This is a genomic window from Sphingomonas azotifigens NBRC 15497 (assembly GCF_002091475.1).
Classification (GTDB): Bacteria; Pseudomonadota; Alphaproteobacteria; order Sphingomonadales; family Sphingomonadaceae; genus Sphingomonas; species Sphingomonas azotifigens.
Genome location: NZ_BCTR01000003.1, coordinates 72680 through 92631 on the forward strand (window position 1 = coordinate 72680; position 19952 = coordinate 92631).

At 67.5% G+C, this 19952-nt stretch carries 15 protein-coding genes; 3 read left to right on the plus strand and 12 right to left on the minus strand.

Annotated features, from left to right (window positions below; translation table 11 throughout):
- Nucleotides 1-118 precede the first annotated feature (118 nt).
- The 12 genes from SAZ01S_RS02085 to SAZ01S_RS02140 all read right to left on the minus strand — a co-directional run bounded on the left by SAZ01S_RS02085 (nt 119) and on the right by SAZ01S_RS02140 (nt 15148).
- Nucleotides 119-1504: an efflux transporter outer membrane subunit gene (locus tag SAZ01S_RS02085; protein WP_084579581.1), complete on the minus strand. Its 1386-nt coding sequence runs from the start codon at nt 1502-1504 to the stop codon at nt 119-121.
- Nucleotides 1501-2595, minus strand: a complete 1095-nt coding sequence (locus tag SAZ01S_RS02090; protein ID WP_084579583.1) for an HlyD family secretion protein — start codon at nt 2593-2595, stop codon at nt 1501-1503. Before SAZ01S_RS02090 ends, SAZ01S_RS02085 begins: the two co-directional genes overlap by 4 nt.
- Nucleotides 2592-4238: a hypothetical protein gene (locus tag SAZ01S_RS02095; RefSeq protein WP_084579585.1), complete on the minus strand. Its 1647-nt coding sequence runs from the start codon at nt 4236-4238 to the stop codon at nt 2592-2594. The genes SAZ01S_RS02090 and SAZ01S_RS02095 overlap by 4 nt, the downstream gene beginning before the upstream one ends.
- Before the next feature lie 211 nt (nt 4239-4449).
- Nucleotides 4450-5859: an NAD-dependent succinate-semialdehyde dehydrogenase gene (locus tag SAZ01S_RS02100; protein ID WP_218018008.1), complete on the minus strand. Its 1410-nt coding sequence runs from the start codon at nt 5857-5859 to the stop codon at nt 4450-4452.
- Nucleotides 5860-6006: 147 nt separating this feature from the next.
- Nucleotides 6007-6375, minus strand: a complete 369-nt coding sequence (locus SAZ01S_RS02105) for a response regulator transcription factor (RefSeq protein WP_084579589.1) — start codon at nt 6373-6375, stop codon at nt 6007-6009.
- A gap of 20 nt (nt 6376-6395) precedes the next feature.
- Nucleotides 6396-7055, minus strand: a complete 660-nt coding sequence (locus tag SAZ01S_RS02110) for a response regulator transcription factor (protein ID WP_167693044.1) — start codon at nt 7053-7055, stop codon at nt 6396-6398.
- Nucleotides 7052-8941, minus strand: coding sequence for a PAS domain-containing sensor histidine kinase (locus SAZ01S_RS02115; RefSeq protein ID WP_084579593.1), 1890 nt, complete (start codon nt 8939-8941; stop codon nt 7052-7054). Before SAZ01S_RS02115 ends, SAZ01S_RS02110 begins: the two co-directional genes overlap by 4 nt.
- A gap of 321 nt (nt 8942-9262) precedes the next feature.
- Entirely contained in the window at nt 9263-10183 is a 921-nt protein-coding gene (locus SAZ01S_RS02120; protein WP_084579595.1) for a metallophosphoesterase family protein, read from the minus strand.
- Nucleotides 10184-10282: 99 nt separating this feature from the next.
- Complete coding sequence (locus SAZ01S_RS02125) at nt 10283-12769, minus strand: TonB-dependent receptor (RefSeq protein ID WP_084579597.1); 2487 nt, start codon at nt 12767-12769, stop codon at nt 10283-10285.
- A 79-nt stretch (nt 12770-12848) separates the two neighbouring features.
- On the minus strand, nt 12849-13793 hold the full coding sequence (locus SAZ01S_RS02130) for a FecR family protein (RefSeq protein ID WP_139809900.1): 945 nt from the start codon (nt 13791-13793) through the stop codon (nt 12849-12851).
- Nucleotides 13751-14323, minus strand: coding sequence for an RNA polymerase sigma factor (locus tag SAZ01S_RS02135; RefSeq protein ID WP_084579625.1), 573 nt, complete (start codon nt 14321-14323; stop codon nt 13751-13753). Before SAZ01S_RS02135 ends, SAZ01S_RS02130 begins: the two co-directional genes overlap by 43 nt.
- Nucleotides 14324-14482: 159 nt before the next feature.
- Entirely contained in the window at nt 14483-15148 is a 666-nt protein-coding gene (locus SAZ01S_RS02140) for an O-methyltransferase (RefSeq protein ID WP_084579626.1), read from the minus strand.
- A gap of 83 nt (nt 15149-15231) precedes the next feature.
- Between SAZ01S_RS02140 and SAZ01S_RS02145 the strand changes: the two genes are divergently transcribed.
- The 3 genes from SAZ01S_RS02145 to SAZ01S_RS02155 all read left to right on the plus strand — a co-directional run bounded on the left by SAZ01S_RS02145 (nt 15232) and on the right by SAZ01S_RS02155 (nt 19903).
- Nucleotides 15232-15888 (plus strand): TetR/AcrR family transcriptional regulator, encoded by a 657-nt coding sequence (locus SAZ01S_RS02145; RefSeq protein WP_084579601.1) that lies wholly within the window; start codon nt 15232-15234, stop codon nt 15886-15888.
- Between the two features lie 135 nt (nt 15889-16023).
- Complete coding sequence (locus SAZ01S_RS23915) at nt 16024-16182, plus strand: hypothetical protein (protein WP_167693045.1); 159 nt, start codon at nt 16024-16026, stop codon at nt 16180-16182.
- Between the two features lie 676 nt (nt 16183-16858).
- Complete coding sequence (locus SAZ01S_RS02155; RefSeq protein ID WP_084579605.1) at nt 16859-19903, plus strand: TonB-dependent receptor domain-containing protein; 3045 nt, start codon at nt 16859-16861, stop codon at nt 19901-19903.
- Nucleotides 19904-19952 lie beyond the last annotated feature (49 nt).

Below are 19952 nucleotides of genomic sequence, written 5' to 3' on the forward strand. Positions count from 1 at the left end.
TGGGTACGGCCGCATTGCTGATGCGTGCCGCGGGCCTTCCCGCCGACCGCCGGAGATCTAGCGCGGGCCCAGCGCGCGCTGGAATCACACTTCTGTATGTGGTCGCCCGAACGGAAGGCTATCGGGGCGGCGCGGTGGTCTGTTCGGACCATCCGCCGCCGAGCGCCTGGTAGAGCGACACGGCGGCGGTCAGTCGCTGGGCACGCAGCTGGACCACGGACAGGTCGGTGCCGAGCAGGGTGCGTTCGGCATCGATCTGGTCGAGATAGGGGGCATAGCCTTCGCGGTAGCGCTTGGTCGCCAGCGTCAGCAGCGCCTGGGTGGAGGTGCGCTCGCGCAGCAGCAGTGCCTCCTGGCTTTGGGTCTTGTCGATCGCGGCCAATGCGTCCTCGACCTCGCGGAAGGCCCGCAGCGCGGCGGCGCGATAGGCGAAGGCTGCCTCGTCGCGCTGGGCGGCGGCGCCGCGCTGCTGCGCGCGCAGCCGTCCGCCGTCGAACAACTGCTGGAACACCGATCCGCCGAGCGAAAACACCGCGATCGGATTGTTGAGCAGCAGCGACGAGGCGACATAGCCGCCGTCGCCGTTCAGCCGGACGCCCGGCAGGAAGGCCGCGCGCGCGGAATCCAGCGACCGGTCGGCGGCGACCAGCTGCTGTTCGGCGGCGGCGATATCCGGCCGTCGCCGCAACAGCGTGGCCGGCAGCATGGGGGCGGGGCCCGGCAGCGCGAGCGATTCCAGCGGGGCACCGCGCGGGATGGCGCCGGGCGTCGTGCCGAGCAGCAGCGACAGGCCGTCCTCCTGCTGGCGGATCGCCAGTTCGGTGGCGGGGATCAGTTGCGCGGTTTCATCGCGCTGGGCCTCGGCCTGGCGCAGCTCGAGCGCGGTCGAATAGCCGGCATCGCTGCGCCGTCGGGCGAGGCGCAGCGCGTCTTCCCGCGCGGCGAGCGTCGCCTTGAGCACGGCGAGCCGGGCATCGAGCGCGCGTAGCTGGATATAGCCCGATGCGGCCGAAGCGGCGACGGCGAGCCGCACGCTCTCGCGGGCATCCTCGCTGGCGAGCAGCGCCGCGCGGGCGGCGGCCGAGGCGGTGCGGAGCCGTCCGAACAGGTCGAGATCATAGGCGACGCTCGCCTGGCCCTGGCCGGCCCAGGCCTCCACCGCCTGGCCGAACGGATTGACATAGCGCTCGCGGACGCCGCCGCCGGCGAGGGAGACGTTCGGCAGCTGTTGCGCGGTGGCGAGCCGCAGGCGGGCACGGGCTTCCTCCACGCGCACCGCCGCGGTAGCGACATCGGTGTTGTTGGCCAGTGCTTGCCGGACGATGTCGCTGAGCACGGGATCGCCGAAGCTGGCCCACCATTGCGGATCGACCTGCTCCGTCGCGGTCGGATTGCCGTCGCGCCAGCCGGCCGGCGCGGTGATGCCGGCGGCCTGGGGCGGCTGCGGGCGGGGCCCCGCACAGGCGCCGGCGGCAAGTGCCAGCAGCAGCGGCCAGCGCTTCACCGGAGGGTCTCCACATGGGTCTCGACCGACATGCCCGGCCGCAGCCGTGCCGCCAGCGCCTGCCCGGCATCGACCTGGATCAGCACGCCGATCCGCTGCGGCACCTTGACGAAATTGCCGGTGGCGTTGTCGGGCTTGAGTACCGCGAATTCGGAACCGGTGCCCGGTGCGAGCAGCGCGACATGGCCGGTCAGCCTTGCGCCGCCGAGCGCATCGACGCGGATGTTCACCGGCTGGCCGATGGCGATGCGGCTGATCTGGTCTTCCTTGTAGTTGGCGATGATCCAATGGTCGTTGGGCACCAGCGAGAAGAGCTGGGTGCCGTTGGTGACGAACTGGCCGAGGCGCACGCCGATCTCGCCGACCTGCCCGTCATCGGGCGCGCGGATCACGGTGTGCTCCAGATCGATCTGCGCCAGCCGCAGCGCGGCGCGGGCCGCCTCCACCTGCGCCACCAGGCCGCCACGGCCGACATCGACGGTACGGACATTCTCCTGCGCGACATTGCCGGCCGCCCGGCTCTGCTCGACACCCGCGGTGGCGGCTTTCAGCGCGGCGAGGGTCTGGTCATATTCGCGGCGCGAGATCGATCCGTCCTTCACCAGGTCTTCGGCGCGGCGCATGTCGGCACGGGCCTTTTGCAGCTGGGCCTGGGCGCTGCCGAGCCCGGCCGCCTGGGCGCTTACGTCGGCGGTGCGCGCGGCATGCGCCTGGCGGCTGTTGGCGAGCGCGGCTTCCTGCGCGTCGAGATTGGCCTGGGCCTGGGCGACGCGGGCGCGGTAAATGGCATCGTCGACCTGGACGAGGACCTGGCCCTTACGTACCTGCTGATAGTCGCGGACGAGGACGGCGCTGACATAGCCGCTGACCTGCGGGGCGATCACGGTGGTGCGGCCGCGGACATAGGCATTGTCGGTCACTTCGCCGCTGCGGAAGGGCGGCAGCTGCCACGCATAGAGCACGGCGCAGGCGGCGAGCAGCGCGGCGAGCAGCAGCAGCGCGACGACCAGCGGCCCGCGACGGGCGGGGTGCCAGGTGGCCGGCGGTGGCGGCGTGCCTTCGGCGTCCGCGGTGGCGGTGGCGGCGTTCATGAACGAGCTCCCAACTGCGCCGATCGGCGCTCCCTGAAATTTTGGCGAAGCAGGCCGGCGGCGATCACTGCGGCCCCGACGAGCGCGACCAGCATCACCAGCGTGAAGGCATCGAGGAAACCGAGCACCGCCGCCTGCCGGCCGACCGCCTGGCCCAGCCGGCCGGCGCCCTGCGCGGCGAGCGCGCCGGGATCCTGCAGCGTGCCGGCGAGCGCATGGCTGCCCTGGGCGATCCGGTCGGTGATGCTGGGGTCGCCGGTGCGCATTCCCTCCATCAGCGCCGCCGCGTGCGTCTTGGTGCGCGCGACCTGATAGGTACTGAGCAGCGCCGACCCGACCAGACCGCCGATGTTCTGGCTGACGCTGAACAGCACGACCAGGCTGATCAGATAGTCGGGCCCGCGCCGCAGCATCGCCGCGGCGCCGAACATCAGGGTCGGCCCGATGAACAGGGTGGTGCCGAAGGCGATCAGCGTCTGGCTGAAGATCAGTTCGCCGGGCCGGGTAAGGTCGTTCGATCCGGCATCGAGCCACGCCCCATAGGCGATCACCAGCGCGGCGACGAGCACCTGATAGGGGATCCGCCGCTCCGAGGCGGTGACGACGGCGACAACGATGCCGGCGAGTTCGCCGAGCACGATGCAGCCATAGAGGAGATGATATTGGTCGTTGCTCAGTCCCGCGCTGCCGAGCAGGCCGACCGCGCCGAACGACTGCTCCGCCAGTGCCAGCCGCATGATGACTGCGACCGCGGCGAAGCGGAGGATGGTTCCCGTGCCGAACCATTGCAGCCGCAGCATCGGAACGCGTCGCACCCGCTCGATCGACAGCGCGGCGGCGTAGAGCAGCGGCGCCGCGGCGAGGGTCAGCCCCAGCCAGGGCGTGTCGTGCCACCACAGCAGGCGACCTTCCGACAGGGTGATGCACAGCAGCAGGTTGGCGCCGAGCATCAGCCCATAGGTGAGCAGGTCGGTGCCGCTGAACATCTTCACGCGGATGGTCGGCGGCAGCGGGCAGGCGAAGACGATGACCAGCGCGAACAGCGCGATCGCCAGCTGGATCATCGCGAAGGCGGGCCATCCGCCCTGCGCCAGCACGTCCACCGGCACCAGCCGCGCCAGCGGTGTGGCGAACTGGACCGTGCCGATCCCGATGATCAGCCCGGCGGGCTTCACCCGATCGGGTAGCGCCTGCATCGCGTAATAGACGCACAAGGTGGTCAGCGAGGCGGCCGCGGTGCCGGACACGCCGCTCAGCAGGATCGCGGTAGTGGTGCCCGGCGCGAAGAAGACGAGCAGCGCTGCGATCGCGTAGGACAGCATCATGACGCGGGTGAGCGCCGGGATGCCGAACTGCGCGCGTGCCTTGACCAGGACGAGATTGGCCGCCGCGTTGCAGCCGACATACACGCCGGGCAGCAGCGCCGTCGTCGTCAGGTCGTCGCCGCCGGCGCCGGCGAGCACCGACTGGTTGGCGCTGAGGATGCCGTTGCCGAGGTTGATCACGCAGCCGAGCGCGACGGCGGACAGGAAATAGGCGAGCCGCCGCCGCGTCGTGTGCTGCGGCGCATAGGGCGAGCCGGGAAACGGTGGGGGTGTACCCAGCGCCGCCGCGTCGGCGGGAGCGCCCGCGGTCACCGCCATGGCGATACCGCCATGGCTGGACGGTCGCAGCCCCATCCGGGAAGCGCGATGCGGTACTTCAAGCGGCGATCTCCGACATGTGCACGGTGCTGAGGATGGCGGATCGCGGATGGGCCCGGAATCATACAGAGGTTTCGATTGCGCACCGGTCGAACGAGGCCGGTCGGGCTGGACGCGATGCGGCGCGCCCAACCCGGCCGACGGATGCGCCTCAGGCCACCATGGCCTCAGGCGTACCCTTCACGCTGCACACCAGCTTGCGGTTGACGAACTCCTCGATGCCGTAGCTCGAGAGTTCCTTGCCATAGCCGGAGCGCTTGATGCCGCCGAACGGAAGCTCGGGCGAACTGATGTTGGGGTAGTTGAGGAAGACCATGCCGGTCTCCATCCGGCTCGCCACTCGCGCGGCATGCGCGGCGTCGGTCGAATAGACCGATCCGCCCAGGCCATAGGACGAGTCATTGGCGATCGCGATCGCTTCGTCTTCGTCCGCCGCGGCGAGCACGATGGCGGCGGGTCCGAAGAACTCCTCGCGATAGGCCGGATTGTCGCGCGCGACGTCGACGAGGATCGTCGGCTCCAGATAGGCGCCGGGCCGGTCGATCCGCGCGCCGCCGCGCACCAGCCGGGCGCCGTGGCGGACGGCGGTGTCGATCTGGTCGAGGATATGGTCGAGCGCCGCCTGGGAGGAGAGCGGCCCGAAATTGGTCGCTTCGTCCATCGGGTCGCCGGCGACGAGCTGGCCCATCGCGGCGTCGAGCTTTTCGACGAACGCGCGCGCGCGCCCCTCCCCGACGATGATGAACCGCTTGGCGCCGATGCAGGTCTGGCCGCAATTGCCGATGCGGCCGAGGATCGCCAGCTGGACCGTCGTGTCCATGTCGGCATCCTCGAGCACGAGGAAGGCGTCGCTGCCGCCCAGCTCCATGGTCGACTTCTTGAGGTTGGCACCGGCGCGCGACGCGATCGCCATGCCGGCGCGTTCCGATCCGGTGAGCGCCACGCCCTGCACGCGGGGATCGTCGATCACCGCGCCTGCCTGGTCGTTGGTCAGGAACACGTTGGTATAGGCGCCCTTCGGCGCGCCCGCCGCGATGAACAGGTCCGCAAAGGCGAGCGCGCATTGCGGCACGCCCGGCGCGTGCTTCACCAGCACCGTGTTCCCGGCCACCAGATTGGGCGCGGCGAAGCGGGCGAGCTGATAATAGGGATAGTTCCAGGGCTGGATGCCGAGCAGCACGCCCAGCGGCGCGATCTCTACATGCGCGTCGAAGCGGTCGGAAGCGATCGGGCGCGGTGCCAGGAACTGCTCCGCATGCGCGGCATAATAGGCGAGGATCGAGGCGCTGATCGTCACCTCGTCGCGCGATTCCTGCAGGCGCTTGCCCATTTCGCGCGTGGCCAGCTGGGCGAGATGCTCGATCCGCTCGAGCATCAGGCGGGCGGTGGTGCCGACGATCTCGGCGCGGCCGGCAACGCCCATCGCGCGCCATTCGCCCTGAAAGGCCGCATGTGCCGAGGTGAGGATCTGTTCCACCTGCGCGTCGGTATGCAGCGCGAAGGTCGCCAGCGTCTCGCCGCTGGCGGGGTTCACGCTGACATAGGGGCTCAAACTGGTCATGGACATCTCCAAAAGCTCTGCCGGCGCCAGGCCTGGAAGGAAGGGTGGCGCGGGGCTTCGCATTCCCTGACGACGCAGCGCCCGGAGATGAATCATGCTTAGGTTTCGTACAAACCTAGGTATCGGGCCCCGGCTGCCGGCGTGCGCCTACCTGGTAGTGGCGCACTCGATCGCGTCGAGCAGGCAATCGGGATCGATCGGCTTGGTCAGGAAGGCGGCCGCACCCCAGTGCAGCGCCTGCGCCCGTGCCTCGGGCGTGGGGAAGGCGGTCATCACGATCAGCGGATGCGGCCAGCCACGGCGGGCGATTTCCTGCTGCAGCTGCAGGCCGGAGAGGCCGGGCATGTGCAGATCGGTCACGATGCAGGTCAGCTCGGCTTCGGCGCCCGACGCGAGCAGGGCTTCCACGCTTTCGAAGCCGATGGTCCGCATGCCGCCGGAACGGATGAAGCTGTCGATGCTGCCGCGCACGCCCGGGTCGTCGTCGACCACCCCGATGACGGTAGGATGCTGCATCGTCTCTCCCTTGGTCTCGGTCAGGCCCGAGCCGGCGTAGGATAGCGGTGGATGGTTTCGTCGCGCACCGCCAGCTGCTCGGCCATGCGGACGAGATCCGCAAGCGACGGTGCCTCCATCTTGCGCAGCACCTTGCCGCGATGGATCTTCACCGTGATTTCGGACAGCGAGAGGCGGGCCGCGACTTGCTTGTTCATCAGCCCCGCGACGACCAGCCCCATCACCTCACGCTCGCGCGGCGTGAGCGTTTTGTAGCGCGCCTGGAGTACCGCTTGCTCGCGTGCCGCGCGCTGCGTCCGGCGGTCGCGTTCGAGCGCCATCTGCACCGAATCCAGCATCTGTTCGTCGTCGAACGGCTTGGGCAGGAAATCGATCGCGCCTGCGCGCATGCCGCGAACGGTCATCGGGATATCGCCATGGCCGGTGATGAGGATGACCGGGATGGAAAGCTGCAGCTCGGCCAGCCGCTCCTGGAAATCGAGGCCATTCTCGCCGGGCAATTGCACGTCGAGCACGAGGCAGGCGGGCCCGGCCGGACGGCCGGCGTGGAGAAACGCCTCGGTGCTCGCATGGGCACGTACGGTGAGGCCGACGGAGCGCATCAGGCTATCCAGCGAACCGCGGACCTGGGCATCGTCGTCGACGATCACGACGCTTCCGGACGGGTGATCGCTGGTCACGCGGCCCGATCCGCTTGCCGCTGTTGCTGCGCGACGGGCAGGGCGAAGTGAAACACCGCGCCGCCTTCCGCCCCATTGGCAGCGGAAAGGGTGCCGCCATGCTGCTCGACGATGGACCTGCAGATCGAGAGACCCATGCCCATGCCTTGTGCCTTGGTGGTGAAGAAGGGCTGGAAAAGCCGTTCCGGGTCGCCCTCGAAGCCCGAGCCGCTGTCCTTGATGTGGAGGACGATGCTTCCCTCCCGTTCGACGATATCCACGCAGATCCTGCGTTGGCCGACGGGTTTGTCGCTCATCGCCTGCTCGGCATTGAGCAGCAGGTTCACCAGCACCTGCTGGATCTGCACGCGATCGGCGCGGATCGGCGGCAGGTTGGCGGGGACCCTAAGGGTGACCGTCACCTGTTTGGCCTGGAGATCGCCCTGCAGCAGCGCGAGCGTGTCATGGAGCAGATCCTGCACGTCGATCCGATCCTGTTGCGGTGCGGACTTGCGCGCCATGGTGCGGACTCGCGCGATCACGTCTGCAGCACGCGCGCCGCTGGCGACGATGTGATCGAGGCAGTTCTCCACTTCGGGCGCCTGCTCGGTCTCCTGCTTCAGCCAGCGGCGGCCGGACTTGGCATAGGTGATGATCGCCGAAAGCGGCTGGTTTACCTCGTGCGCGATCGTCGCGGCGAGCTGGCCGAGCAGCGTGACACGCGCGACATGCGCCATCTCGGCCTGGGCCTGGACGAGCCGCGCCTGCGCCCGCTTCTGCTCGGTCATGTCGACCGCCATCACCAGCACGCGGCGCCAGGGATCCTCACCGTCGGGCAGGGTCAGCCGGAGGAGGATGTCGACCAGGCGGCCGTCGGCGCTGACGAGCTGGACCTCCTCCTCGACCTGTCGCGCGCCGCGATACAGGTCGGCCCAGATCCGGCGGATCTTGTCGGCCTGGTCCGGGGGATAGAAAGGGCCGAGCGAGCGTCCGATCAGCGCCGTCCGGCTTTCCAGCCCGAACAACGTTGCCGCCGCATGATTGGCGTTCCGCACCACGGCGTGCGCGGCGATATGGTCGATGTCGAACGCGCCGGACCGCAGCGCATGCGGGGAGGCGCTTTCGAGCAGGCAGCTGAGGTCGGTCTCCCAGATCGGGAAGCACGCGGCATTGAAGATGGCGCGGTAGCGTTCTTCCGACAGCCGCCGCGCGGCCGCGGCGCGGCGGGCCTCGGTCAGGTCGGTGCTGGTCTCGATCACTCCCACCGGGCGACCCTTGGCGTCGAGGCGGGGGAACCAGCGGCTGGCGAGCAGGATGCGATCGCCTTCCTTGCGCTGGCGCGCGATCTCGCCCGACCAGCTGCCGCTCGCCAGCAGGTCGGGCATGTCGCCGGCAACGAAGGTGGTGCCCAGCATTTCCTGCGACCGGCGGCCCAACGCTTCCTCGCGCGACCAGCCATAGAGGCGCTCCGCACCGGCATTCCAATAGACGATCACGTCCTCGGCATTGCGGATGATCACCGTGTCGTGGGTCAGTTCGAGGATGCGGGCCTGCTCCTCGAGCGGCGCCTGCGCGCTGTGGTGGCCCGTCACCAGCAGAGTGGTCAGCGCGACTGCCGCCAGGCTGAGCACATGGTGCAGGTCCGCCTGGCCAAGCGCCGTCCCCCAGTGCAGCAGGATCCAGCCGATCAGGGTCAGCCCGCCACAGGCTGCCCCGGCAAGGACGAGGATGCGCGGCAGTCGGGTACGGGCGACCAGCAGGATCGCGGTCAGGTAGAAGATCGTCGCCGTGCCGTGCATCGCATTGGGCATGTCGGACGTGAACACGCACAGCGCGAGGACGACGGCCGTCGCGATCGTCAAGACGATGGCGCGGCCGGAATGGCGTGCCACGAGCCCGGCCTTCATGCCGCGCGCCGACCCGTCAGATCGCGGATCGCGTGCACTGCGCACAGGTTGTCATGTGCCGACGGCATGTCCGGCTGTTCCCGTTGAAGCCCGGTCGCCGGCGCCGCGACATGCAACACCGCAGCGGTCCGCCGATGGCTAGCGGGATGTACCAATGCTTCGCCTGCGGCGCACGGCGCAAACCGTAAGCGCCCGTTGGTCGACCTTCCACTCACGTTCTGCGCCCTGCTTGAATCGCGGCGCCCCTTCCGGATCTGCGGTCGTCCGTCAACTCGGTTCAGCCAGCCTGCGTCCCGATGCTGCACGAATTTGAAGCCGTGGTCAGATCGGCACGTCTTCGCGATCCACGCTTGCAAAGCCGTAAGTTCGATAATCGCTATGGACCGTGCGGCCGGCGACGGTGACTTCGGTATAGCCCTCCGGCGTGCCGAGGAACGACCCGCGCCAGTCCGCGCCCGCCACCGCGCCGGTGGTGATGAAGGCCATGCCGTTCAGCTCGATGCGCTCATAGACATGGCTGTGCGCCTGCAGCACCGCGAGGACCTTGTGGGCGTAGAGGATGCGCAGCACCTCGCGGGCGTTGACGACGTTGGTCCAGTTGTGCGGCGTGTTCAGCCAGCTCTCGGGTTCGTAACAGCGCATCGCGGTGATCAGCGGGATATGGGTGACGGCGATGATCCGGGCGCCTGCCGGCTGCGCGGCGAGATCGGCCGCCAGCCAGGCCAGCTGCTCCGCGTCCACGCGGCCTTCGTAGCTGCGATCGGCGGTGATGCCGACCGAGTCCAGCACCACGAAATGCACGCCCTTGTGATCGAAGGCATAATAGCGCGGGCCGAAGCGATCGGTGTAGAAGCGCTTGCCGTACTCGGGCGCGTCGGGCGAGACGCCGCTCGCCGGGAACACGCCCAGGCAATCATGGTTGCCGAGCACGTGATAGACCTTCTTGCGCAGATGCGCGCGCTCGGTCTGCTGATAGAGGTCCATCAGCATCGTCGCGCGGGTGCGGTTGGTCTCCAGCGCATCCTCGATATGGTCGCCATTCTGGAGGACGAAGTCGACCGGCGAGGCGGAGACCTGCTCGAAGCACAGCGTGCAGCCGCGCACCGCATCGAGCTCGGGCCGGATGTGGCAGTCGCCGAGCAGCGCAAAGGTGAAGCTTTCGGGTGCCGCCACAGCCTCGCGGAGCGCGACCGGCGCGAGCGGTGCGGCGAGGGCGCCGCGCAACAGGGTTCTGCGGTGCATGTCGATCCTTTCGATGCGCCAAAAGGCCGGCGCCCCCTGGAGGGAGGCGCCGCCCAGTTGCGACGGGAGCGCTCGATCTGCTCCCGCCGGGGGGAAATGTCAGAAGTGGACGCGGACGGTGCCGAACACCTGGCGCGGCGCGGCGGGCTGCAGCGTCGTATAGGTGCCGTTCGGATCCGAGGTGACGAAGCCGGCGGTGCCGGTCGAGGCGATATACTGCTTGTCGAACAGGTTGGTGACGTTGACCTGCACGTCGAGCAGGCGGCTGAACCGGTACCCGCCGGAGAGGTTGAAGTTCACCGCGCCCGGCAGCGGCGCGTCGTTCAGATAGCTGTAGTAGCGCTTGCTGCGATAATGCGCCGAGAGCGTGCCGAAGATCGTGCCGTCGTCATAGTTCAGCTCGGCATTGCCGACATGGCGCGGCGAGGCGACGACCTGCTTGCCCTTGGTCGGGATCCGCGCGCCGCCCAGCGGCTGGACGTCGTCGTCATAGGTCGCGTCGTTATAGGCCCAGCTGCCATAGAGCGACCAGTGCGGCAGGAACTTCCAGTTCGCTGCCGCCTCGACGCCGCGCGACGAGACGCCGCCGACATTCTGCAGCACATTCTGGTTGCCGACGACCACCGCGCTGATCGACGAGGCGAGCAGGCGATTGGTGAACTTGACGTAATAGCCGGTGAGCGAGAGCTGCACCGCGCGATCATGATAGCGATAGCCGGCCTCGAAGGTGTTGGTCATCTCCGGCTTCAGATCGCCCCGGATATAGTTGAACCCGGCCTGCGAGCTGCTCGAGAACGGCCCGCTCGAGGTGGAGGCGACGAACGCCGCCATGTTGCGGGTATAGTCGGCAAAGAACTCGCTGCTGCCGTCGAGCGTGTAGAGGATGCCGGCGGTCGGCAGGAACCAGTTCTTGGCCTGGATCGAGCCGTTGATCGGCGTCGCGCTGGTGATGCTGGTCGCGGTGCTGGTCGAGACGACGCCCTTCACCCCGGCGTTGATGCGCAGCTGTTCGGTCGCCTGCCACGTGTCGCCCAGGTCGATCTGCACGGTGTCGGTGACGAAGTGGTTGCGGAACTTGGTCTTGAACGGGTCGGTGTAGAAGCGCTGGAATTCGCGCGGCGTCACACCCTTCTCAAGGCCGTACAGGTACGAGCCCTGGTCGAAGATATTGTGTTCGTACCAGATGCCGGCTTCGATCTTGTGTGCGCCGGCCTCGAACTTCAGCCGCGAGATCACGCCCTTGCGGTTCAGATCGTAGCGCAGCGCCGAGACCGAGACGGGCGAGCCGCCGAACGCCGCGGGCGTCGGGTCATAGGGGTCGGCCCAGGTGCCGATGCCCTTGTCGAGGTGTAGATAGGCGGTGGTGAAGCCGGAGAGGCGCGGGCTGATCCGGTAATCGAGCTTCTCGTAGCCGAGCAGGTCGCGCCGCACGCCGCCGCCCTGGTACACGGTGTCGTCGGGCGCCTGATAGGGGGCGGGCGCGGTACCGCCGGTCTGGGTCAGCACGGCCAGCTGCTCGGCCAGCGCGAAGGTGGGCAGATTGTCGAAATCCCAGCCATAGGTCTTGAGGCGGGCGAGTGAGGTGTCGTTGTAATCGTCCTCGCGGCGATCGATCAGGTCGAGAAAGGTGGTCGACTTGACGTCGTTGCCCAGCGGCTGGACATATTTGGCGTTGATCTGGTCCTGTTCCTGCTTGCCCCAGCCCTTCCACTTGCCCTGGCGATCATGCGCATAGGACAGCGTGAGCATGCCGCCCCAGGGCAGCGTGCCGGTGTTGACCCGGCCGAAGCTGCGCCAGCTGTCGGCGCTGCCATAGCTCTGCTCGAGATCGATGCCGAACCGGGCGGTCGGGTCGATCGAGGTGAAGTCGACCGTGCCGCCGATATTGCTGGTCGAGGCGGTGCCGAGCGCGCCGGCACCCTGGGAGAGCGTCGCCGGGCCGTTGTTCTCGCTGAGCAGCGCGCGGTTGATCGAAAGGCCGTTGTTGTTGCGATACTGCATGTTGCCGAGCGGCACGCCGTCCAGCGTATAGCCCATCTGATCGGTGAGGAAGCCGCGGATCGAGAGCTGGGTGGCCGCCTCATAGGTGCCGTGCGCGTCCGAGGAGTCGAAATTCACCCCCGGCAGCCGGCTCAGCGCGCGAAGCGGCGAGGTGCCCGGCGTCGTCTTGCGCATCGCGAGCTCGGACACGGTCTGCACCTGGCGCGATTCCCCGGTGCCGAGCACGACGATTTCCTCGCCCATGGTCGCCTCGGCCGTCTGCTGCTCGGGCTTGGGGGCCTCTGCCGGGGCGACCTTGAGCGAGATCATCGAGGGGGTTTCCTCGGCGATCACCAGGCCTTGGCCGGCGATCAGGCGGCGCAGCGCCTCGCTACGGGTGAAGCTGCCGCGCAGCGCCGCCACCTTGCGGCTGGCCACCGCGTCATAGGGGAAGATCACATGGACCCCCGCCTGGCGCGCGAAGCTGTTGAGCGCGGAGGCCGTGTCGCCGGCCTTGATGTCGAACGCGATGCGCGGTGCCTGGGCATGGGCGGCAGCCGGCAGCGCGGCCGCCACCAGGGCGGTCGTCGTCAGAAACTTGTGCATGGAAACCCCGCTTTGGTAACGTTTGTCCCAGCAAGGATGGATGGGCGCGGCGAAACCGCCATTCGCCTGCGAAAAAAATTCAGCCGCGGGTGAGGACGATGCCGCCGTCGGTGCCGACGGTCGCGCGAACGCCGAACGAACTGCGCAGCGCGCTCAGGAATTCCGCCGGATCGCGCGTGGTGAAGGTCCCGCCCAGCCGCAGCCGGGCGAGCGCCGGATCGCCGATCATGATCTTATGCGGCTGGTAGCGGTTGATCTCGGCCAGCGCGTAATCGAGGCTCTCGCCGTTCAGCACCAGCGTGTCGTTCTGCCAGGCGGTGATGCGCGCGAGATCGGCGGCCTCGGCGCGCCGCTCGAGCATGCCCTGGGTGGCGAGCGCGACCTCTCCCGCGGTCGCCTGCATGCCGCGCGCATCGGTCACGCTGCCCGCCATCACCGCGAGCTCGCACGCGGCACCGCGGAGCCGGGCATTATAGGTACCGGGCGCGAGGCGGAACTGTCCGCCGGGGGTGCGCAGGTCGAGCGCGCGGCCGGCACCCAGCCGGATCGCCACTTCGCCGCGCTCCAGCCAGAGCGCGGCCGGTATGGCGTCGCGCCAGTAGATGCAGCTGTCGGTATTGAGGTCGACCGCGATGCCGTTTGCCACGGCGACGGTCTTGCGCTCGCCGATCACGGTTTCCGCCTTTCCGCGCGCATAGGCGCGGTAAGCGAAGCCGCCGCCCATCGCCGCGACGGCGACGACACCCGCCGCCGCTTTCAGGAAATGGCGGCGCGGGCGCGGTTGTTCTTCCGCCATGTCGGCAAGCGGCGGGGGCGGCAGGTCGCTCTGCGAGACGCGCAGCGCATCGAGGTCGCGCCAGCTGCCGGCGACCTCCGCAAAGGCAACCGCGTGCCGGGGATCCGCCGCACGCCAGGCTTCGAACGCCGAAACGCTCGCCGAACCCGAATCGAGCGCCGCCAGCCATTCGGCCGCTTCGTCGATCAGGTCTGCGTGGCGCTGTTCGGGGTCGATCGGGTCGGCCAAGATTCCTCCGCGGGAAGCGCACGTTCGCGGCGGCGCTTCGTGATCAGGGCGAGGCCCTTAGCGATATGCTTTTCCACGGTCGAGAGCGAGATGCAAAGCGCTTCGGCGATCGCGGCGGGGGGCATGCCCTGGATCTTGCGCATGTGGAGCACGCGCGCGCATTGCGGCGGCAGCGCCTCGATCTGGGCGAGCAGGTGCTGCAGCTCCGAGCGCCCGGCGGCAACGGCGAAGGCATCGGGTGCGGGATCGGCGAGATCGGGCATGTCGAGCGACGCCAGCAGATCGATCCGCACCACGGTGGCACGGCGCAGCCGCTCCAGCGCGAGGTTGTGGATGATGGTGAGGACGAAGGCACGGGGGGCGCCAATGGCCTTGTGGTCCGGCGTCTTGAGGACGCGCGCATAGGCTTCCTGGACCAGGTCTTCCGCCTCGTCACGCCCGCAGAAATGCGCGGCGCGTGCGCGATAGGCGGCCGCGTGCGGCAGCACTTCGGCCAGAAACCAGCGATCGATGTCCCGCAGCCAGCTCAACGCATGCTCCACTTCGGCTGCAGGCGCCGCTAGCGGCGGTATTTTACAAACCGGGGACTCGTGCAGGCGGGGCGAGCCCCTCCCGTAGCGCTTCGGCGCAGGAGACGTCCCTTGGAAGGCGCGCTGCAATATTGCCAGGCGCGCCTTCCACGCCTCGGCTTACCCGAGCCGGACGCTCAGCTCCACATCGTCCCCAAAGGGGAGCGACAAATAGCCGCCGCCGCTGCGCACCCGTGCCTGATAGTCCGGGCAATGATCGACATTGTCCGCGACGATCACCGCGCCGGCGCGGAGCCGTGGCTCCAGCAGGTCCAGCACGTCGCCATAGAGCGCCTTGGCGCCGTCGAGCAGCACCAGATCGATCGTGGCGGGCAGGTCGGCGGCGAGTGTCGCCAGCGCGTCTCCTTCGCGGAACGCGACGAGGTCGACCAGCCGGGCCTCGGCGAGATTGGCGCGCGCCCGTTCGATCTTCGGCCGCTCGAACTCGGTGGTAATCAGCTGCCCGCCGCCATTGTCGCGCAGCGCCGCCGCGAGATGAATGGTCGAAAGACCGAACGAGGTGCCGAACTCGACGATCGTGCGAGCGTGGGTCGCGCGGGCCAGCATGTAGAGCAGGCGGCCGGTCGCCGGCGACACCGGCAGCGCGAAGTCGGCGAGCGCGGCATACAGTGCCCGATAGTCTTGCTTGCTGCGCAACAGCCGATCGCCTTCCTCGGCGGAAAGCGCGGCGAAGGCGGGGCTGGTGCGCGGTGAGGCTTCGGCGGCAGCCGCGGCGAACAGGCGATCGAGCAGCGGCGCCACGGGCGCCGCAGTGAGCGTGGTCATGATCATCTCCTTGGATCGAGCAGTCGTTGCTCGTCCCGAAAAATATGAGTAGTTCGTCAGCTTTCCTATTCGCATTGGTGCCGATGCCTTCCAGCGCTTCCGCTTCCGCCCCCGTCGTCTCGCGCAAACAGCCGCGCCAGGCCCGCTCGAATGCGCTGCTCGCCGCCGTGCTCGAAGCGGCTGTTCAGGTTTTGGCGGAGCAGGGGGCGCGGCGATTCACCACCGCGCGAGTCGCCGAACGGGCAGGGGTCAGCGTGGGGTCGCTGTACCAGTATTTCCCGAACAAGGCGGCGATCCTGTTCCGCCTGCAGCACGACGAATGGCGCCGCACCAGCGCGTTGCTGGCGGCGATCCTGGAGGAGGAGACGGTTGCGCCGCTGGTGCGGCTGCGGCGCCTCGTCCACGCGTTCCTGGTCAGCGAATGCGAGGAGTCGGCGGTGCGCGGCGCGCTGAACGACGCGGCACCGCTCTACCGCGACGCGCCCGAAGCCATCGCAGCGCGCGAGGAAGCCGCCGGCCTCTTCGATCGCTTCGTCGCGGCGGCGGTACCGGCGGCGGCACCCGACGTGCAGGCGCTCGCGGCGGACGTGATCCGGACCACGCTGCGGCATGTCGGCAGTGGCTTTTCCGAAGCTCCCCGAACGCCCGCCGAAATCGCGACCTATGCCGATGCGCTGGCGGACATGCTCTGCGCCTATCTGGAACGGCTGATGGCGCCGGCGGCGGGGCAGGGGGCGTAGATGTGCGCGACGACGGCAATTTTGTTGCCGAACAGCATTCCTGCCGTCCTATTCGGGATACGCTGGCCCCAGCGAGAGTTATCCTTGGCAGCATAGCATTTTACGGGAAGCTAGATGTCCGAAAGGGAGCGTATCGTGGCCGTTGGCCTGCTCAGCCAGAACGACCTCGAGAGGCTCGGTCAGACCTTCACGCGCGTGTATCGCATCGAGGATGAAACCCGGTTCGACGATCTGCTGCAGGCGATCGACCGTGCCGAACGGGATCTTCTGCGCGGGGACCGGGGGGTGAAGTAAACGCGACCATACGCGACCGTGCGAACGCAGCCGAAGCGGAGCCGATCGGCGATACGACCTTGTCGGCTTAGGCGATACGTGTCGTTTCCGGCCGCCGGATAGTGATACCGACACTGAACCGCGATGGTCGGGGGCCAGGATGCATCGCCTGCGGCGCCGAGGCTAAATATGGCCTGCGTGGCACGCATGACCGCTTCTTAGCGCTATTGATCCGCCCCTGCACGAGGTCGGAACGTGTTCCCGACATGATCGCGGATATTGTGTTGCGATGCAGCATCTCTCGCCGGCACGACTATATGCGACGCGTCGAGATTGACGATGTTGCACTGCATATAATCAAGCTTCGACATATTGCAGGACGTTGCCTGAATCTGTCTTGTCATCAATACCCGATGAAACTCAGGCGATCTGTAGCGTGTTGATTGCTATTCACCAAGCATATCGCTGACATTCTGACGCATAGGTGGGAGTGATATTGGAGATATTGATCAGTAAGTGGGTATTATGCGTATCGAAATGCTAGTGTAATGTTTGCAGAAACGCGTGGGCTCGCCGTTTTTTTAAAAGCTCCTTAACTTCGCCGATGATAGCCGCCCCTCGCAGCGCCCCGGCAGGCGCGAGTGCAACGAGCCAGGATGTGGCCGTTGCAGCAAAAGGGAAGGGTTTGGTGACACTGATGAATTCCGCATTTTCTACCCTGCGGTATGGGATTTCGACTGCGGCCTTGCTGACGGCGATTGCCGCACCGGCATATGCGCAGACCGCGGTACCGAGCCAGGTGGTGGATGCCGTCGCAGCCGATCAGACCGCAGCGCCGCAGACCGCCGAGGCGCAGGATGCTGCCGCCGCTCCCGCAGCCAAGCCCGATGCTGGCCAGGGTGCCACCATCGTCGTCACCGGCACGCTGTTCCGCGATTCGAACGCCAGCTCGATCTCGCCGGTGACCGTGCTGAGCGCGGCGACGCTGCAGCGCGCGAACATCACCACCGCGCAGGATGCGATCCGCTCGGTTTCGGCGGACAGCGCCGGCTCGATCTCGACCGGCTTCCGCAACGGCTTCTCGGCCGGCGGCGCCGCCGTCTCGCTGCGCGGCCTCGGCGTGTCGTCGACCGTGGTGCTGATCGACGGCCTGCGCTCGGCCAACTTCCCGCTCAACGACGACGGCCACAACGCCTATGTCGACCTCAACTCGATCCCGTTCAGCATCGTCGACCGTATCGAAGTGCTGAAGGACGGCGCCTCGTCCACCTATGGCGCGGACGCGATCGGCGGCGTGGTCAACCTGATCAGCAAGAAGAACTTCAAGGGCCTCGAAGGCTCGGTCCAGGCCGGCACCACCGGCCATGGCGATGGTTCGCACTACCGCGCGACGCTGACCGGCGGCCTGGGCGATTACCGCGAGCAGGGCTGGAACTTCTACCTGAACGGGGAATACACCTATGACGGGTACATCACCAACCACGATCGCGGCTATCCGTTCAACACGCTCGACCTGCGTGCCAGCGGCCTGAAGGATCAGAACCTCAACGACGAATCGCTGACGACGTCGAACCCGCAGGCGGTGGTGACCCGCGTGCGGCAGACCGATCCGAACAACCCGCTGTCGGGCCAGATCGGCGCGCCGCTCACCAACCAGTATCAGCTGCTCAACCCCAATGCCTGCCCCTTCGGCACCTTCACGGTGAACAAGAAGGACGAGCAGGGCACCGGCTGCGCGCACAACCTGCCCGACGAATATTTCATCATCCAGCCGAAGCAGCAGCGCTATTCGACGACCGGTCGCCTCAGCGTGCGCCTGTCCGACAGCTTCGAGGCGTTCGCCAGCGGCAGCTACTCGCATTCCGAAGTCAGCATCATCAGCGCGCCGTCCAATATCCGCGCGACCCAGCCCTTTGGTGGCGCGGCCGAGCTCTCGTCGAGCAATCCGGGCATCGTGCTGCCGTTCTACGTTTGCGCTGCGGGCGTGAACTGCGCCACGGCGGCGGACAAGCGGCTGAACCCGAACAATCCCTATGCCGTGGCAGGCGCCGATCCGTCGCAGAATGCCGCGCGCATCTTCTATCTGTTCGGCGACCTGCCCACCGGCAGCTTCCGCTATGTCGACGTGTTCCGCACCACCGCCGGCATCTCGGGTGACCTGGGCAACGGCTTCAAGTTCCGCCTGAACGGCGTCTATGCGCGCGACAATTTCAGCGTCACCCAGTACGGCGCGATCAACATCAACGGCCTGCTCAACGCGATCAACACCGGGTCGTACAACTTCGTCAATCCGGAGCTGAACACCGCAGCGGTGCGCGCCCAGGTCTCGCCGAACCACACCACGCCGTCCTATTCGACGGTCGCGACGATCGGCGGCTCGCTGATCAAGTCGCTGATGGAGCTGCCGGGCGGCACGCTCAACGTGGGCGGCGGCTTCCAGCTCCGCCGCGAGACGCTGATGAACCGCAGCCAGAATGCCGATCTTTCCTTCTACGGGCTGAACACCTCGTCGGCCCAGGGTCGCCAGACGGTGACCGCCGGCTTCTTCGAGATCGACGCGCCGTTCACGCGGACCCTGGATCTCAACGTGTCGGGCCGTTACGACCATTACTCGCAGGGCTACAGCCACTTCTCGCCCAAGGTCGGCGCGAAATTCTCGCCGATCGAGCAGGTGTCGTTCCGCGCCACCTATTCGCAGGGCTTCCGCGCACCGACCTTCGCGGAGAACAACCCCGCAAGCAGCTATGCCGGCTTCTCGACCTTCACCCTGCCGTCCAGCTTCGTCGCTGCGCACCCCGGCAACGCGGCCTACACCAACAACTACAGCCTCGGCAGCGGCTCCAAGGGCAATCCGGACATTCTGCCGGAAGTGTCGCGCAGCATCACCGTCGGCACGATGCTCAAGCCGACGCGCTGGCTGAACCTCACGCTCGACTATTACAACATCAAGAAGTCGAACCTGATCGTCAGCGGCCCGCTGGGCCCCGATGCGGTCGCCGCCTATTACAAGCAGACCAACGCGAAAGACGGATGCGCCGCGCTCGCCGCGGTGGGTCCGGGCTATGCCTGCCGCGTCATCGACGCACCGGATCCCTCGAACCCCAACGCGCTGCCGCGTCTGCTGGTGTACGACGTGCCCTACGTCAACGCCAACTACCAGCTGAGCTCGGGTCTCGACATGCAGGCGAGCGCCAACTTCCGCCTGTCGGATAACGTGCGCCTGATCAGCCGCCTCGATATCACCCGCGTCATGCGCCTCGATCTCGTCACCCCGACGGGCGTGGTGCAGAAATATGCGGGTACGCTGGGGCCGTACCGGCTGTCCTCGGGCGGCGGCACGCCGCGCATTCGCGGCAACTGGCAGAACGCGCTCGAGATCGGCAACCTCTCGCTGACCACGACGACCTATTATGTCGGGCGGATCAAGCAGGTGGCGGCCGACCGCATTACGCCCGACGCGAACGGTGTGATCGATCTGTCGTGCAAGAACACGCTGGTACCGGTCACCGGCACGGACAAGACCTATCAGTGCTTCATCCGTCCGTTCATCTACACGGACCTGAACGCTGCGGTGCGGGTGAACGACAAGTTCCGCTTCTTCGTCAACGTCCAGAACCTCACCGATGCCCGCGCACCGCTGGCAGCGGGCGCCTATACCAGCAATCCGAACTATCTGAGCAGCTGGCATTATGCGGGTCTGGTCGGCCGCAACTTCAGCGCCGGTGCGAACTTCAGCTTCTGAAGTCGCGCGGTAGCGTAACGATATCGGGGCGGCGTTCGCGTCGCCCCGA